Source organism: Paenibacillus konkukensis (assembly GCF_023523925.1).
Classification (GTDB): domain Bacteria; phylum Bacillota; class Bacilli; order Paenibacillales; family NBRC-103111; genus Paenibacillus_S; species Paenibacillus_S doosanensis.
In genome coordinates, this window is the sequence record NZ_CP027059.1 from 1,156,498 (window position 1) to 1,172,044 (window position 15,547).

The 15,547-nt window shown below is 52.1% G+C and carries 18 protein-coding genes; 6 read left to right on the forward strand and 12 right to left on the reverse strand.

Annotation, left to right across the window (positions count from 1 at the left end):
• Positions 1 to 57 precede the first annotated feature (57 nt).
• Both SK3146_RS04965 and SK3146_RS04970 read left to right on the forward strand, forming a co-directional pair.
• Entirely contained in the window at positions 58 to 1,095 is a 1,038-nt protein-coding gene (locus tag SK3146_RS04965) for a glycoside hydrolase family protein (RefSeq protein WP_249864036.1), read from the forward strand.
• A complete protein-coding gene (locus SK3146_RS04970) occupies positions 1,082 to 3,799 on the forward strand; it encodes an alpha-L-rhamnosidase (RefSeq protein ID WP_249864037.1) in 2,718 nt (905 codons plus the stop codon). Before SK3146_RS04965 ends, SK3146_RS04970 begins: the two co-directional genes overlap by 14 nt.
• Positions 3,800 to 3,920: 121 nt before the next feature.
• On the opposite strand, the gene SK3146_RS04975 is transcribed toward SK3146_RS04970, so the two are convergent.
• The 6 genes from SK3146_RS04975 to SK3146_RS05000 form a co-directional block, all read right to left on the reverse strand.
• The gene (locus SK3146_RS04975) at positions 3,921 to 4,355 is read right to left on the reverse strand and encodes a GNAT family N-acetyltransferase (RefSeq protein WP_249864038.1); all 435 of its coding nucleotides are present in this window, start codon (positions 4,353 to 4,355) and stop codon (positions 3,921 to 3,923) included.
• Positions 4,356 to 4,372: 17 nt separating this feature from the next.
• Positions 4,373 to 4,951, reverse strand: coding sequence for a hypothetical protein (locus tag SK3146_RS04980; RefSeq protein ID WP_249864039.1), 579 nt, complete (start codon positions 4,949 to 4,951; stop codon positions 4,373 to 4,375).
• Positions 4,952 to 4,964: 13 nt separating this feature from the next.
• The gene (locus tag SK3146_RS04985; protein ID WP_249864040.1) at positions 4,965 to 5,606 is read right to left on the reverse strand and encodes a histidine phosphatase family protein; all 642 of its coding nucleotides are present in this window, start codon (positions 5,604 to 5,606) and stop codon (positions 4,965 to 4,967) included.
• A 34-nt stretch (positions 5,607 to 5,640) separates the two neighbouring features.
• On the reverse strand, positions 5,641 to 6,348 hold the full coding sequence (gene thyX, locus SK3146_RS04990) for an FAD-dependent thymidylate synthase (protein ID WP_249866181.1): 708 nt from the start codon (positions 6,346 to 6,348) through the stop codon (positions 5,641 to 5,643).
• A gap of 326 nt (positions 6,349 to 6,674) precedes the next feature.
• A complete protein-coding gene (locus tag SK3146_RS04995) occupies positions 6,675 to 7,121 on the reverse strand; it encodes an 8-oxo-dGTP diphosphatase (RefSeq protein WP_249866182.1) in 447 nt (148 codons plus the stop codon).
• A 79-nt stretch (positions 7,122 to 7,200) separates the two neighbouring features.
• Positions 7,201 to 7,377 carry a hypothetical protein gene (locus SK3146_RS05000; protein ID WP_249864041.1) on the reverse strand — a complete coding sequence of 59 codons (177 nt, stop codon included), beginning with the start codon at positions 7,375 to 7,377 and terminating at the stop codon, positions 7,201 to 7,203.
• A 275-nt stretch (positions 7,378 to 7,652) separates the two neighbouring features.
• On the opposite strand from SK3146_RS05000, the gene SK3146_RS05005 reads away from it, so the two are divergent.
• Positions 7,653 to 8,930: a sensor histidine kinase gene (locus SK3146_RS05005; RefSeq protein WP_249864042.1), complete on the forward strand. Its 1,278-nt coding sequence runs from the start codon at positions 7,653 to 7,655 to the stop codon at positions 8,928 to 8,930.
• Between the two features lie 79 nt (positions 8,931 to 9,009).
• Here the strand turns inward: SK3146_RS05005 and SK3146_RS05010 are convergent, their stop codons facing one another.
• The 3 genes from SK3146_RS05010 to SK3146_RS05020 form a co-directional block, all read right to left on the reverse strand.
• Positions 9,010 to 9,525 (reverse strand): GNAT family N-acetyltransferase, encoded by a 516-nt coding sequence (locus tag SK3146_RS05010; protein WP_249864043.1) that lies wholly within the window; start codon positions 9,523 to 9,525, stop codon positions 9,010 to 9,012.
• 163 nt (positions 9,526 to 9,688) lie between these two features.
• The gene (locus SK3146_RS05015; RefSeq protein WP_249864044.1) at positions 9,689 to 9,862 is read right to left on the reverse strand and encodes a hypothetical protein; all 174 of its coding nucleotides are present in this window, start codon (positions 9,860 to 9,862) and stop codon (positions 9,689 to 9,691) included.
• Positions 9,863 to 9,890: 28 nt separating this feature from the next.
• Positions 9,891 to 10,589: a PIG-L deacetylase family protein gene (locus SK3146_RS05020; RefSeq protein WP_249864045.1), complete on the reverse strand. Its 699-nt coding sequence runs from the start codon at positions 10,587 to 10,589 to the stop codon at positions 9,891 to 9,893.
• Between the two features lie 178 nt (positions 10,590 to 10,767).
• On the opposite strand from SK3146_RS05020, the gene SK3146_RS05025 reads away from it, so the two are divergent.
• Positions 10,768 to 11,019, forward strand: coding sequence for an LSM domain-containing protein (locus SK3146_RS05025; protein ID WP_249864046.1), 252 nt, complete (start codon positions 10,768 to 10,770; stop codon positions 11,017 to 11,019).
• A gap of 54 nt (positions 11,020 to 11,073) precedes the next feature.
• Here SK3146_RS05025 and SK3146_RS05030 read toward each other — a convergent pair whose 3' ends face one another.
• Positions 11,074 to 11,238: a DUF3973 domain-containing protein gene (locus SK3146_RS05030; protein WP_249864047.1), complete on the reverse strand. Its 165-nt coding sequence runs from the start codon at positions 11,236 to 11,238 to the stop codon at positions 11,074 to 11,076.
• Between the two features lie 229 nt (positions 11,239 to 11,467).
• On the opposite strand from SK3146_RS05030, the gene SK3146_RS05035 reads away from it, so the two are divergent.
• Together SK3146_RS05035 and SK3146_RS05040 are read left to right on the forward strand one after the other, a co-directional pair.
• On the forward strand, positions 11,468 to 11,986 hold the full coding sequence (locus SK3146_RS05035) for a C40 family peptidase (protein ID WP_249864048.1): 519 nt from the start codon (positions 11,468 to 11,470) through the stop codon (positions 11,984 to 11,986).
• A gap of 567 nt (positions 11,987 to 12,553) precedes the next feature.
• Positions 12,554 to 12,778, forward strand: coding sequence for a hypothetical protein (locus SK3146_RS05040; protein WP_249864049.1), 225 nt, complete (start codon positions 12,554 to 12,556; stop codon positions 12,776 to 12,778).
• A gap of 152 nt (positions 12,779 to 12,930) precedes the next feature.
• Here SK3146_RS05040 and glgA read toward each other — a convergent pair whose 3' ends face one another.
• Positions 12,931 to 14,358, reverse strand: coding sequence for a glycogen synthase GlgA (gene glgA, locus SK3146_RS05045; protein ID WP_249864050.1), 1,428 nt, complete (start codon positions 14,356 to 14,358; stop codon positions 12,931 to 12,933).
• Between the two features lie 83 nt (positions 14,359 to 14,441).
• Positions 14,442 to 15,542 carry a glucose-1-phosphate adenylyltransferase subunit GlgD gene (glgD, locus tag SK3146_RS05050; RefSeq protein ID WP_375295451.1) on the reverse strand — a complete coding sequence of 367 codons (1,101 nt, stop codon included), beginning with the start codon at positions 15,540 to 15,542 and terminating at the stop codon, positions 14,442 to 14,444.
• Between the last annotated feature and the right edge of the window lie 5 nt (positions 15,543 to 15,547).

The following is a 15,547-nucleotide window of genomic DNA, read 5'->3' on the forward strand; positions in this document are numbered from 1 at the left end:
CATCCTCTTATAGTAAGCTGACAATGAGAATAAAGCGCTTTATCCAAGGAGGTCCGCATGAATATTCAACCTTATTTAACCCCTTACAAATGGGGCAAGCCGGTGCTGACCGGCTCCGGCATTCCGGGTCGTTTTGACTATAATGCCGTGGATTGCCCGTTCGTGTTTCAACATAACAGCCGCTTTTATATGATGTACGTCGGCTTTGACGGCACCGGCTATCAGACGGCCCTGGCAACGAGCGGCGACCTGCTGCACTGGGAGCATCTCAGCGTCATCCTGCGCCGCGGCGAGGGTTCGGACTGGGATTCCGTCAATATTGCCGGAACCTGGATGATGAAGGAAAACCGGCTTACAGCGCCTCCCGTGCTCAAAAAATGGAACAATAAATATTGGCTCGTCTACCACGCTTACCCGCATACCGGCTACGAAGAAGGTTCAGCCAAAATCGGTATCGCCTGGACCGAGGATGAAGATCTGCTTACATGGCACCGCTGCAGCGAGCCGATTCTCGCACCCGAGGACGGCGCCGACTGGGAAAAGGGCGGCCTTTATAAGGAATGTCTCGTCGAGCATGAGGGGCGCTTTTATTTATTTTACAATGCCAAGAACAAAAACAAAGGCCGCTGGATCGAGCAAACCGGCGTCGCTTTCTCCAGCGATTTGAAGCATTGGGAGCGTTACGAGCATAACCCTGTGCTGCCCGTCACTCCGGAAGAGTGGGATTCCGGCTTCGCCAGCGATCCCTGCGTGCTTTTGAACGGGGATGAGTGGGTCATGTACTACTTCGGCTTTAATTACAAAAAAGCCCAGGAAGGCCTCGCCTTGTCGCGTGATCTTCTCAACTGGCAGAAACATCCCGATCCGATCATTACCGTCGGCGAAGAAGGCGGCATCGATTCGATCTTCGCCCACAAGCCGTCCGTGATAACGCATCAAGGGGTGCTGTATCATTTTTACTGCTCTTGCAGACCGTATCGTGAAGGCGATCCGACCTGCAATTACGGCAAAGAATTCCGGACGATTACCGTAGCGACCTCTCACGAGCTGCCCGGCGCTTCCGGAAAGGAGCGGTGCGAAGATGCAGCCGGATAATCTGCTTGTCGAACATACGCCTAATCCGCTCGGGCTCGACGTCCTTTCCCCCGCATTCAGCTGGAGCTATCAGGGCGGACAAGAACGCGGCCGTTATCAAACCGCCTACCGTATTATCGCATCCTCCCGCGAGGAAGATGCCCTGCTCGGTCACGGCGACGTATGGGATAGCGGCAAGGTGCTCAGGCGCAGAAGCATCCATGTGCTGTACGGCGGGAAAGCTCTGCTTTCCCGTAAACGATATTACTGGAAAGTGCAGACATGGGATCAAGATAACCGGATGAGCGAAAGCGGCATTGCGTGGTGGGAGATGGGGCTTTTGAGCGGCTCCGACTGGCGGGCGAAGTGGATCGGCGAACCGGTTCGGGATGCTTCGGAGCAGGATGCCCTGCCGATATTCCGCAAGGAATTCGTTATGCGGCGGCCCGCAGTCCGCGCGCGCGTCTATGCTGTGGGTCTGGGGCATTACGAGCTGCGGCTGAACGGAGGCAAAGTCGGCAGCGATGTGCTCGAGCCCGGCTGGACGAACTATAACAAAACCTGCCTCTACTCGGTATACGACATTACCGATCTGCTGCAGCAGGGGCCTAACGCCGTCGGCGTGCTGCTCGGCAACGGCTTCTACAATGTGACCGGCGGGCGGTACCGCAAGTTCAAAGGTTCGTTCGGCAGGCCGAAATGCCTCGTTCAATTGGAGATCGTGTACGACGACGGCACGGAGGACGTTATCGTCACCGATACCGGGTGGCAGACCGCATCCGGACCGATCACCTTCTCCTGCATCTACGGCGGAGAAGATTACGATGCCCGGCGCGAGCCCGCCGGTTGGGATTTGCCCGGCTTTCGGCCCGAAGACGGCGATGCTTGGCAGCCGGCAGCCGCAGCCGAAGCCCCTTCGGGCAAGCTCAAGCGGCAGGCGACGGCGCCGCTTCAGGTGATGCGCTCGTTCCGGCCGGTGCACATCGCCGAACCCGCTCCCGGCGTCTATGTCGCCGATTTCGGACAAAACTTCTCGGGCTGGGTCGCCCTTACCGTATCGGGCCCGGCCGGATCGCAAATAACGCTCACGCCGGCGGAGCTGCTCCGCGAGGACGGTACCGTCAACCAGAAGTGGACGGGATCTCCTTACAAGCTGAAATATACGCTTAAGGGCGAAGGCGATGAAACCTGGTCCCCCCGCTTCACCTACTACGGCTTCCGTTACGTCCAAATTGAAGGGGCCGCTCTCGCCTTAACCGCTCAAAACCGCGGAAAAACCGGCGCAGAACTGCCGATGCTGCTTGCATTGGAAGGTCAGATGATCTATCCCGACATCCGTACCGCGGGCCGCTTTGCTTGCTCCGACGAGCTGCTGCTGCGTACGCACGAGATTATCAATTGGGCTATGCTCAGCAATACGAAGAGCATTTTTACGGACTGCCCGCATCGGGAAAAGCTGGGCTGGCTGGAGCAGGTCCATCTTATGGGGCCGTCCCTCGCTTACAATTACGACGTTCAGTCACTCTTTGTCAAGACGATGGAAGATATTCGCGACGCGCAGCTTGCAAGCGGCATGGTTCCTACAACGGCCCCGGAGTATGTGGTTTTCTCGGAACAATGGCGCTGCTTCCGCGATTCCGTCCCTTGGGGAGCCGCCTACGTGCTGATCGGCTGGAACTTGCATCAGCTGTACGGTCATACCCGCATATTATCCGAGCATTATAAAGGCATGAAAGCTTATGTCGATTATGTTACCGCCAATTCGGATGATTATATCGTCCGCGGAGGCCTTGGAGACTGGTACGATGTAGGGGACGAGGACCCCGGTTTCGCCAAAAATACCCCCGTTGCCCATACGGAAACGGCCATGTACTATCATGCGGTCGATGTATTCGTGAGCATCGCCCGGCAGTTGGGACGGCTTGAAGACGCCGCCCGCTACGAGAAGCTGCGCGAGCAAATCCGGACGGCGTTTAACCGGGAATTTTTCGACCCGGCCTCTTGCCGCTATGCGACCGGAAGCCATACTTCCCAAGCTATGCCCCTCGTTCTGGGACTGGTCGACGAGCGTTACAAGCAGCAGGTGCTGGAGGTGTTAATCGAGGATATTCGCGGCCGCCGGTTCCATACTACGGCCGGGGACGTCGGCCACCGTTATGTACTGCTGGCTTTGGCGGAGAACGGCCGTTCGGACCTTATCTACGAAATGACCCGGAGCAAGGAGCATCCGAGCTACGGCTATCAGCTCGCCCATGGGGCGACGACGCTGACGGAAGCCTGGGACGGTCCGACGGTGGGCAAATCGCAAAATCATTTTATGCTGGGGCATTTGGAAGAATGGTTATACGCCGGGTTGGCCGGATTTGCTTACCGGTATGATCATGAGCTCGAAACATACAGCCTGAGCTTCCGGCCTTTCGTCACCGGGGAAGTGGAAGAAGCGTCTGCGGAGCATCATTTGCCTGCCGGGACCGCAAGCATCCGCTGGCGGCGCGACGGCAAAGCGCTCACGCTGGACATCGCGATTCCTCCAAACTGTATCGGCGAAGCGCGCATTCCGGCGTCGGCCTTGACCGCCGAAGCGATCACGGAAGGAAGAACGCCCCTATCGGCGCGCCATGATATCAAGCTTAGCCTGTCCGCCGATAGCCATACCGATGTCGTTCATGAAGCGGTCATTCGGCTTTCTTCCGGACATTATCATCTCCGCGCCCTGCTGCCGTAAAATTTTCCCTTTCTGAGAACGTCGCCCAATGAAACGGCCGCCTTCTTTCCGCTACACGGAGAAGAAAGCGGCCGTTCTCTGATTACGGTAGGGGCAGTGATCCGGTCAAGATCAACGCCTTTTATCGCTTGCCCGTCTTTCTTACGAAGTCGGGCATTCGGCGCATCATCCGCTCCTGGTCCCGCTGGAAATCGAACTGCTCGTATAATCCGTGCGCATCCGCCGTGCCCAAAATTCCCATCAAATCCTTCAATTCATCCGATTGCACGATAGCCTGAACGAGTTTTTTCCCGATCTGCCTGCCTCTATACGCTTCATCGACGAACACGTCGCACAGCCAGTACATCGTGGCTCCGTCCGTGACGACCCGCGCGAAGGCTACTTGCCTGCCGTCTGCGTAAGCGCCGTAGCAAATCGAATTGTCGATAGATTTCCTAATTCTCTCTTGCGATCGCTTGTTGGCCCAGTAGCTTCTGGAGAGGAAGCCGAGCACTACGTCAAGCTGAAGCAGCGACTTGTCGCTGCTAATAACGATAGATTCATCCGTTCCATTCATACGGTAACGCCTCCTGATTATGGTCTTCCTTCCGCCGTTTCGTCCGTCCGGCTTCCCGGAGAGGGGATATGCCGTTCCAGTAGCGCATCATCCCACACTTGAACCTCGATATACCGCTCCGGACCGCAGCTTCCATCTCCATTCCAATGCTGGGGCAAGCCAAACTTCGCAATTACATCAAAAATCTCATTTTTAGTAAAAACCGTCTTGCGGTAAGGCTTTCCATCCTCATATCGCATCGTCGGAAACAAATCTCCATAGGTAAAACTCACCTGCGACGGGTCCAATGCGTCCAAAGGAATGCTGAGCTGCACCCCGTTACGATACCATGATTTAATCCATTCACACGGGCCGAGGGTCATATATTGGGGAGAATGCTGGAGCGGTTTCCCGCCTTTAATTATAAAAAGCTCGCGAGCCTTTTGCTCCAGTTCGCGTCGTACATCCAGATAATCATCAGACCTCCTGCTGGCAAAGAGCGCCTCATCCTGCTTGATTCTTTGCATCACATCCCGGTATTGTTGATTGCTTAATCGGGATATACTTCGAAAAGGCCCCTGCTCAGCTTCATAATAATGATAGAGTATATCGACCACGACGTCCCTCCGCTTAATCCCCGAACCCGGTATCCGGCTCTGCGTTCAGATGGCTCGTATCGTTTATCCTGCATACGGTTTTGTTTCGATTCCAGCTCGTAATCGTCAAATGCGTAATACTGCACGGATCGATATCGAACGATATCTTCGCTACCAGCTCGGGAGGAAATTCAAGCCACCAATGAATGATGGCATTGATCGTATTGCTATGACTGACGATAACGGCCGTCTCCGCTTCATCCTCGCGAATGCTCTCCATAAACGCGAATACGCGCTTTTGCAGCATATTCCAGCTCTCGCCTTCCGGATAAGGAACCCAATCCAGCAGAGGCTCGGTCATCGGCAGCTCCAGCCGCCGGGCCTCATCTTTGGACTTGTCCGCCGCCAGCCCGTTATTCAGCTCTCGCAGCTGAGGAGCAAGTGTAGGCTGCTTCTGGAACATAGCGCCGATGATTGCCGCCGTCTCGCCGGCTCTCGCTTGATCGCTGCAGTAGCAGTTGAAGGGCTTGCCGTCCATCAGCTCCTTCAGCCGCTCCCCGGTTTTTCGCGCCTGTTCTCTCCCTGCGCCGGTGAGCTGAGAATGGGACCAGCCTCCGACTACGCCTTGCAGCAAATGGTCCGCCTGGCCGTGCCGGATCAAAATAAGCTCCTTCAAGCCGATCGCCTCCCTATGCTAGGATAGATGGAAATTAATGCGAGCCAATGAGCTCGTCCAACGAAACCGGATAGAGGGGCTTGCTGAGCTCCAATATCGCTTTGGCATACTCTTGAATTTCTTTCTGCGCATCATGTTCAAGACGCTGGTTCAAGAAATGGCATATCGATTGCAGGGAAGCCGTCCAGTACCAACGGACATACATTCCGTACGCCGGCAAAAAAAGCCTCGCCTGCTCCGCGCAAACGCCGTCGTTTAGAGCCGCTTCGTATTTACGGATTCCTTCTTCGATATACTCCCTAAGCTCGGCGGTCAGCTTGTGTCCCTGCTCCGTCGGACTCAGCTCGCCGCTCCCCTGCTTGGAATGAGCCGGCTGGCTTCTCCATTCGCCGCTGGCGGGAATGTAGAACGCCGGTTCCTCGGTTATGTATCTGCGGCTGGACTCGTTCCACGCTTCCAGACTGTCTCCGGTCCCCTCATAATGGGCAGAGCCGACGACATACTTCCACCACTGTCTGGCCACCATCAGCGGGGCGTAGATTTCATATTGCAGCATGACGTGCCGAAACGGCGACGTATGGCCTTCTCTGGCCAGGAAACGGATCAAACGAATATCTTTATCGCTCAGCTCCGTCGATTCTTTGGCATACGAAACGCGGGCCGCATTGACGACCGTCAAATCCGCCCCCATGTGGTTCACCAGTCTTACATAGCCTTTATCCAGCACTTCAATAAATGACATCGTCTTCTCTCCTCTTTCGGCATGGTGAATGCGACGACGGCCGAAGCAAGCGAAGGCCGCTATATAACCGCCGAACGAGTAGCCGGAACCGATAAAAGACTCATACTGCGCAGCTTCTTGCGGATCATGCTCCCATACTTTTACATAAGGTTCCTCAAGGTCCGCCAACTCAAGCCGGATCGTCGTGTGCAGCGGAGTCTCTTCCTTGAACGCCCGATACATTTGGTTGGAGCTGTACCCGCATCCGCCCAGACTCAATTGATCGCCCGCATCAAATCGCTCCAGCGGCCCAATGTCCATCGCTCGCTCTCACCCGACCTTCCAATTTATTCATACTGCCGAAACGTTTCCTTCCCTTCGGTGTTCGTTTGCGAATCCCACAAGGCGCTCAGCTCAAAGGTCCCTTGGTTAAAAAACAACGGAAACCGGCGCTTAAACCAGCTTTGCATCGGAAGCTCCAATGCTTCCTCCTTATCGACCCACAACAGATCGCCCTCCGGGGGATTCTGCAGCAGTTCGCCTTCGAACTCCGTTACCAAATAGTTGAACACCATATATCTAAGGTTTTGACCCGGATCGCAAAACTCGTCCAGTCCTTTGTATGCGATCCGTTTCACGGTAAGCCCGGTTTCTTCTTTCACTTCGCGGATCGCCGCATCGACGATGCTTTCAGGAAAATCTACTTTGCCCCCGGGAGCGATATAACCGGGAAATCCTTTCTTATCCGGCCTGTTGATCAACAGCACCTGATTTCCGTTTTGCACCATGCACATCGTGTACAGTTTAACATTGAGCGTCACTGTGGTTTACACCGCCTACTATACTAAATGGACAATCTTTATCCTATACAAGCTACTTCTCGCTGCGATTCCGTTTGAAATTCAGCAATGCCGAAATAGCAAAAAGCACCGCCACGCCAATATAACCGTATTTCACCGTGTTAGAGGTAGTGATGAAGCCGGCGACGACGAAAGCGACGGCGGCCAACAAATTCAATATGCCTACATACAAATACGGACTCTTTTTCATAACAAGCGGTTCCTACTCCCATTCGCAAATTTGACCTTGTCTTGCCGTACAAGACCTTCCCTTTATTGTAACACGAAAAGCCTGAAGAACAAGGTAAACCGCAGGCTCAACATACCCTCTTACAGCCTCCTTCTATGGGCTCGAATGATATTTTTCAAATCGCCGGAAGGGAAAACCTGGGGCTTTGTCGAATATTTTCTTGTCAAGCGATCCGTTCCGGATTTGCCAGCAAGCCAGTCCTAACCGTAAGCCATCTTAAGCCCCCGGGAGCGTTTATGTTAAGCTATTTCAAAGATTACTTATTGAATATTTTCTTTATTTTCTCCCCGCTGGTGTTTTATCCGTACATATACAAAACGAGCAGCAATCCGTTCTTATACCGCTTGCTTCTCTATGTTCTTGTCTCCGTTGCCCTAGTAACGACGATGTCATTTCCCATTGAATTAAACGGTTTGAAATACGATTTTCGTTCGATTCCGCTGACTATCGGTTCTTTATACGGGGGCTCTCATGTTTCCGCTTTACTTTACTTGACTCTTGTTACATACCGCTATTTGACGGGCAACCCCAACAATTGGCTTTACGCGGTTTCCTTGCTCCCCAGCTTTCTGATCGTCTACTTGACGCTCAGGAACTATTCCAAGCGAAAATTGCTGCACAAGCTCCTCTTGGCCGTCACCGCCTGCACCTGCATTAAAATGATTACCTTCTCGTTTTATTTATCCGCTCTCGGGCAGATGAGGCTTCTGTTCGTCGATACTTGGACGACGCTGGAAACTTATATTTTGCAAGCGTTCATCGTCGGTGTATGCGTCTATTTGATCGAATGCCTGAACCGGTATTTTCGCATGCAGGAAGAAGTAATTCAGAGCGAAAAAATAAAAATCGTCAGCGATATGGCCGCTTCCGTAGCTCACGAAATCCGCAATCCGCTGACAACCGTCAGAGGGTTTATTCAATTGTTGGGCGCCGAGCACCTGGATCAGGACAAAAAACAGTTTTACCGGAACCTGTGCCTGGAGGAATTGGACCGGGCGCAGCTGATTATTACCGATTATCTCACTTTAGCCAAGCCGGACCCGGAGCTTATCGAAAACATCGACATTCACGAGGAAATCCGTTATTTATCGAACGTGCTGATGACCTACGCCAATTATTACAATATTCATATCAACACTGTGATCGAGGAGACGAGCGTTCTTCGCATAACCGGAGATAAATATAAATTCCGGCAAGCGTTGATTAACATCGGAAAAAACGGGATCGAGGCTATGGCTCACGGGGGACTTCTCGAAATCTATGCGACGGCGGACAACGACGGCGTCGCCATCACGATCAGCGATACCGGGACCGGTATGACCAAAGATCAAATTCAACGGCTCGGGAATCCGTATTATTCGACGAAAGAGAAAGGCACCGGGCTTGGAACGATGGTATCGTTCGGCATTATTAAGAAGATGGGCGGCAAAATTGATATTCAAAGCGTTCCCGGAGAAGGGACGCTTTACAGGCTGGTGTTCCCCAAAGCTGATATGCCGGAGTCCGCCAGCTAACGGCAGTTGTCCCGCTCTACGCCTTCATCAGGAGCCCGTTTGGTTCGCCCGGCAGCAGTGCAGCAGTCCGGCCGATCGGTTATTCGCTATATGAATAACCCTCTTGTTCTCCGTTTGCAAGGAGCAGTTCAAATTCGATCTCGTGCCTAATCGGGATTCCTTCATCGCTATACAGCGGAATGCTCGGCTTATGCTTTCTCGCCTCTTGAACTGCATCGGCATAAAAGCCTCTCATATTGAAGCCACGCTTCTGATAGAATCGGATGGCCTTCCAATTTTCGTTCGTCGTAATCAGCCAAACTCTCGCGCATTTCCTCTCGTCAGCCTTAAGCCTGACGAGCTCCAACAACCGGGTACCGATCCCGACGCCTTCTTTCGTGCTCTTCAGAGATACGACTTCACATTCGTCGTGCACGATAGTATATACGATAAAACCAAGAACTTCCGCTTCATTATCCGCCCTTGTTTTCACAGCTATAAACCCCGGTAATTTCTGTAGAATATGCACCTGCTTGCGCGAAATCACAATATCTTCTTGAAACGGATATCGATCCGTCTCGTTTAGCTCGATGAAGGTTACGTCGCCCTTTTTCACAGCTGCCTCCCCTTGTATTCCAACGACAAAATGATAATCCCATTTTATCACATTTCCATATTTAGGGTATAGAAGAAACAAAAAAAGCTTGAAAACTCAAGCTTTTTGGCGGCGCTTATAGCGTCGGCGACGGCTCCCGCACCTCAATCTGGCTATCTTGCAATCAACCTTCGATACTGAAAATGACCAGGTTGTTCCATTCTCCCGCGTTTTTCGTAAATTCATCCTGATCGATGATGGAATATTCGTTGGAATCGGGTTCAAAAATGACGTAGTACGATTTATTGGTTTCTCTAAACAGTTTTTTGGCCATGTCGATGGCATATTGTTTTGTCAAATTCGACGCCCCCTACGCACATATTAGGTCAGACGAGCCCGTCCGTTACCGACTGTTCCGATTTCGCCGGGTAAAAACTCCCTCTCTCCCAGGAAAGGACGAAAGCTTCATACCGCCTCTGCTGCGGGCAAACGCGAAGATCGCCAAAATAACGGGCTACCGCATATTTCTGCGAATCATGTGCCTTTAGCGCCGCCGCTTTCATATCCCACCATGGTTCGGTATCGATGGAGACGGAAGGGCGATGTCCTTGTTCCTTCAGCGTTTCCGACGCAACGTAGTACAGCTTCTGCACGGACGGACAGTCCCCGCTCAAGACGACGGATGTCGTTATTTTGGAAATCGCCATATGATCCGGATGGAAGTTTCCCCCGTCTTCCGGGAAGGTAATTACAATTTCAGGCTCATGTGCTCGGATAAACTCGGCTACGCGCTTCACGAACCATACGTCGTCCGCCGCGTTCAGCTTGCCGTCCGGCAAACCCAGATGCTCTACGCGCTTAAGCCCGAGTATAGCCGCCGCCCGCTCCATTTCTTTCTCGCGTCTTGCGCCAAGCTGCTCCTCAGTCAAATGGCCGACGTCGCCGTTTTTTTTGCCTGCATCTCCCCTGGTAGCCAGCAGTAAAATAGGCTGGTCGCCGTTATCGGTCAGCTGCCTGATCAAGCAAGAAGCAAGGAACGTTTCGTCATCGGGATGGGCAAATATGAAGGCCGCGGTACGTTTCATCGTTCATCCTCCTCCTCTCCCCATTATATCAATTGTTATCTTGGGAGATAAGAGCCTGCGGCAAATTATTAGGCCCACACGCCGTCTGATAGATTTGCATATAATACAACATGTCCTGCTAGAAAAATGGAGTATCGTTGCAGCAGGAAAACTATCGTCCGGAAGGGAGGGGTTTGTTATGTCACGTACGCGCAATTACCGCAAGTGCAGGCAATATATGAACAAGCAGGTTCGAGTTAAGACGACCGACGGTCGTGTATATCAAGGCACAATCGTCAAGCTGGACAAACACAGAGTCTATCTGCGAGTGTCCCGCAACCAGACCGGAAATAAGGCCTCCGTTTCTTTTTTCCCGTTTCTGCTGCCGCTCGTGCTGTTCGACCTGCTCGTTATCGTTTTGCTGGAACGGCCCTTTTTTAGAAGATTCTAACGCGTTCGGCTCAAAACATGCAGCCCCTCTCCATAAGAAGCGGGGCTGCTGCTTTCAGGCTGTCGCCGGTTGTTCTTTGGGCAATGTATAAGGCTCCTTGGCGCATACTCCAGCCTGATACAGATTGGAGCTGAAGTAATGAAAGCCGCTTTTGAAAACGAATTCACGTTCGCTAAAACCAAGCGGATGAAGCTGCTTGCACAGTATGCAATAGTACATGATATGCACCCCTTGTTTCCTACTTAATTCAAATTATCACTATGTTTATGAATAAAATGTGATGATTATGCTTATCCCTGTGAATTAATTGTAAAAAATAATGAGAACCCCTATTTTCTCCGCCGCAATACTTCGAAAATCTTTCTACCATATTTTGAGGATTACCAATAACTAGGGCGCATGATATACTACTCCCAGATACACCACTAATGGCTAATGGGAGGATTATATGACAAAAGCAAGTTGGCTAACCAGAACCATTGTTGGAGCAAGCTGTCTCACCCTTGTTTTGACATCCGCTATGATCACCGCCCCGATCTCGGCTCATGCCGCAACCGCAGAAGTTCAATCGACTGCAACCGCCAGTCAGAAAGCGGACAAGATTATCGCCAAGGCGAAGTCCTTACAGGGCAAAGTACGCTATGAATTCGGAGTGAACAATCCGTCTAAGATGATCTTCGATTGCTCCTCTTTTACCAAATATGTATTTGGCACTCAAGGAGTCACGCTCAAATGGGGTTCCACCGCACAGAGCAAACAGGGCACCTATGTCAGCAAAAGCAACTTAAAAAAAGGCGATCTGATCTTCTTCAGTACGACAACGCCGGGGAAAGTGAATCATGTTGGTATTTATATCGGAAACGGCCAATTTATACATAACACAATTGGCAGCTCCGTGAACGGGGTCATTATAAGCGATCTGAGCAAATATTCGAGTCGCTATATTACAGCTAGAAGAGTATTGTAACAGAAGATAATAAATAATCCCTATTGGAAAAGTAGAGTTTTCCGCAATGCAGATGCCTCTTCCTTGAGGCGCATTCCGCCTTCGGCCCGCGCTTTCCAAGGCATTGCAGAACGGCAAATGTAAGGCCCGCACGTTCCGCTTATAGCTTGAGTGTAAATTATTTGGTAAATAAGACGCAATAGGTTGATAGAACCAGAACTAGTCCTATGACACTTTTTTTGTATAGGTCTGTCGAAAGCTTGTCGCTTTAGGGCGTATTTTCTCCGGTCCGGACTTGCATTCTTAAGCGCCGCACGAGCTCCCCAGGAACTTTAAAAGCACCGATTTGGGGCCGCAGCCACTGGCGCGCCCGGCAGATGCGCACTCGAAAAACGGATTCACAATAAAAGAAAGAGCCTATCCTGACAAGGTTAGGCTCTCTTCTTCGTTGACCGCAAGGCGCGGCCCTGCCGGCAAAAACAGCAGGCAGGCTGTCATATTATCCTTCGGAGGCTCATATAATGAATATCATGTCCAAAGATGAACAAGCATGAGACCTCAGTAAAAAAAAGGGGAGTGGAACTGCACATGTGGGAAAGCGTGTTGAAGAAAGATCAATGGGAAATCCAGGTTGATCAGGATCACAAATCGATCTTGCTCAATGTTTCCACTAATGCGGCCGGCAGCGGGCACGTATCGCTGCAGCTCGACCAATCGGAGCTCTTCGAGCTGCTGCACACCTTCTTATCCATCAACCGTTCCTTCAACAATGAGACGATGTATTACGACGATCTGGCCGCAGATCATTCCTGATAAGAAGGTGCAGGCTCGCCGGAAAAAGCCAAAGACAGCCCGATAGCGATTGAACCGTCCTCAAGTGCCAGAGAAGCATGCAAAAACGGAGGAGCGGTTCAAAATCGATCAGGCTGTCTTTTTGTCACATCCGGATATTATTCCCGGTGAGGCTATCGAAGCATCTGTTCATACAATGCGGCATATTCCTGCGCCGATTGCGTCCAGCTGAAATCCTTTTGCTTAATATTGTCCATAATGCGGGCCCAAGCTTCCTCTTCGCGATACAGCCGCACCGCCCGCTCGATCGTATACAGCATGTCATGCGCATTGTAATGCGCGAAGCTGAACCCCGTGCCTTCGCCTGTCGCTTCATTGTAAGACTGCACGGTATCCTTCAGGCCGCCGGTCTCCCGGACGATCGGCACCGAGCGGTACCGCATCGCTATCAGCTGTCCGATCCCGCACGGCTCGAACTGCGACGGCATCAGGAACAAGTCCGACGCCGCATAAATTTGCCGGGCCAAGCCTTCGCTGAACGTGATGTTGGCGGACACCTTGCCGGGATAGCTTTCCTGGGCCCAGCGGAACAGCTGCTCGAAGCGATGTTCTCCCGTTCCGAGAATAACCCACTGCGCATCCAGCGCCATGAGCTCGGCCATCACGCGGTCGATCAAGGCGAGTCCCTTCTGCTCGACCAGACGGGTTACCAGGGCGATCAGCGGCACATCCTTGCGTACCGTCAGCCCCAGCCTCTCCTGAAGCTTCAGCTTGTTCTGCTGCTTCTTCTCCAGCGAATCGCGGTAATGGACTTCCAGATTCGGATCGGTCATCGGATCGAACTCGGCGTAATCGATGCCGTTGACGATTCCGTACAGCCGGTGGCTTTGGCTGCGCAGCAGGCCGTCCAAATATTCGCCGTAGAACGGCGTCTGAATTTCCGCCGCATACGTCGGACTGACCGTCGTAATGAGATCCGAATACAACAGCCCGCCTTTCATAAAGCTGGCTCCCCCGTACTGCTCCAGCGCATAACCGGTAAAATGCTCGTCCCCTAGCGCGAAGAAGTCCTTGAACAGCTCTTTGGCGAATACCCCTTGATATTTCAAATTATGAACCGTCATCATCGTTTTGATATGAGCGTATTTCGGCTGGTAGCTAAAATGGGCGCGGTACAATACCGGAATCATTCCGGCCTGCCAATCGTGACAGTGAATCACATCGGGAATGAAATCGATATGCTGCAGCGAATCCATAACCGCCCGGCAAAAGAAAGCGAACCGTTCGGCATCGTCCTCATATCCATAGCAGCCCCGGCGGCGGAAATAATATTCATTGTCGACGAAGTAAAATACGATCCCCTCATGCTCCAACTTCAAGATACCGCAGTACAGCTGTCTCCAGCCCATCTGCAAAGTGAAGGTGGAGACGGTTTCCATCGCCTGCGCATACTGATCGGGAATATCTTCGTATTTCGGCAGTATGACCCTCACGTCCAGTCCCTGCCCCGCCAATTGCTTCGGCAGAGAGCCTATGACATCCGCCAAGCCTCCCGTTTTGACGAAAGGTACGGCTTCCGATGCGGCAAATAACACTTTCATGGCTTCCCACTCCTTTTCAATTGAGACTTGCCCGAAGAAAAAAAGACGGGGCGCCTCGAATGACGTCCCCGCCTTATCGCGCGTCAGATAACCTTCGTTTTGGAAGCGATGAACGGCGCCTGTTTATCCCCGGTAAGCACCCGGCCCCTGCTAATAAATACGTCCTTGTCGAGAATCGCATTTTCGATAATGACATTTTCTTCAATCTCGCAGTTTTGCAAAATGATGCAGTTTTTCACATATGCGCCCTTGCGGATTTTGACGCCGCGGAACAAAATGCAATTCTCCACCTTGCCTTCGATCACGCAGCCGTTGGCGATCAGGGAGTTGCGGGTATGGGCGTTATCGGCGTATTTGGCCGGAGGTTCGTCTTTGACTTTGGTAAAAACGAGATTTTTTTGAAAGAACAGCTCGCGCCAAACATTCGGATTCAGAAGCTGCATGCTATGTTTATAGTAGCTTTGAATCGTATTCACTATGCCAGTATGTCCTTTATGCTCGTATCCGTAAACGCTGAGCTTGCCGATATTTTTCATAATGCCGTCGCGGACCAAATGATCGTAGCCCTGCGCCAGGCAAGACTCGACCATGTCAAGCAGCAGCTCCTTGCTCATCACGTACATTTCCATCGAAATATTGTCGTTGCGCAGACGGCCGGAATGATCTTCCATCACGGTAACCTGTCCGTCTTCTTTGACGGCGAGCCGGCGGAATTTGGCGAATTCCTCTTCTTCCGCTTCCTTGTAGACGACCGTAATATCGGCGTTTTTCTCCAAATGGTAATCCAGCACTTCGTTGAAATCGAGGTTGCAGACGATATGGCTGCGGGAGATGACGACATATTCCTCGCGCGCCCGGTAAAAATAATCGCGGTGGCTGTAAAATTGGAACAGGTCCCCGCGAGCCATCCCCGTCGTTTCGTGCAAAATCGCAGGCAAGAGGAACAGCCCTCCGCGTTTGCGGTCCAAATCCCACTCCTTGCCGGAGCCGAGATGGTCCATCAAGGAACGGTATTTATGCTGTGTAAAAACGGCGACGTTCTCCATCCCGGAATTGACCATATTGGAAAGCGCAAAATCGATCAGCCGGTACCTCGCTCCGAAGGGAACCGAAGCCACGCAGCGGGAATAGGTCAGTTCTTCCAGATCATCAGGCTCGTTCACCAGATTGATAACACCCATCATTCGCT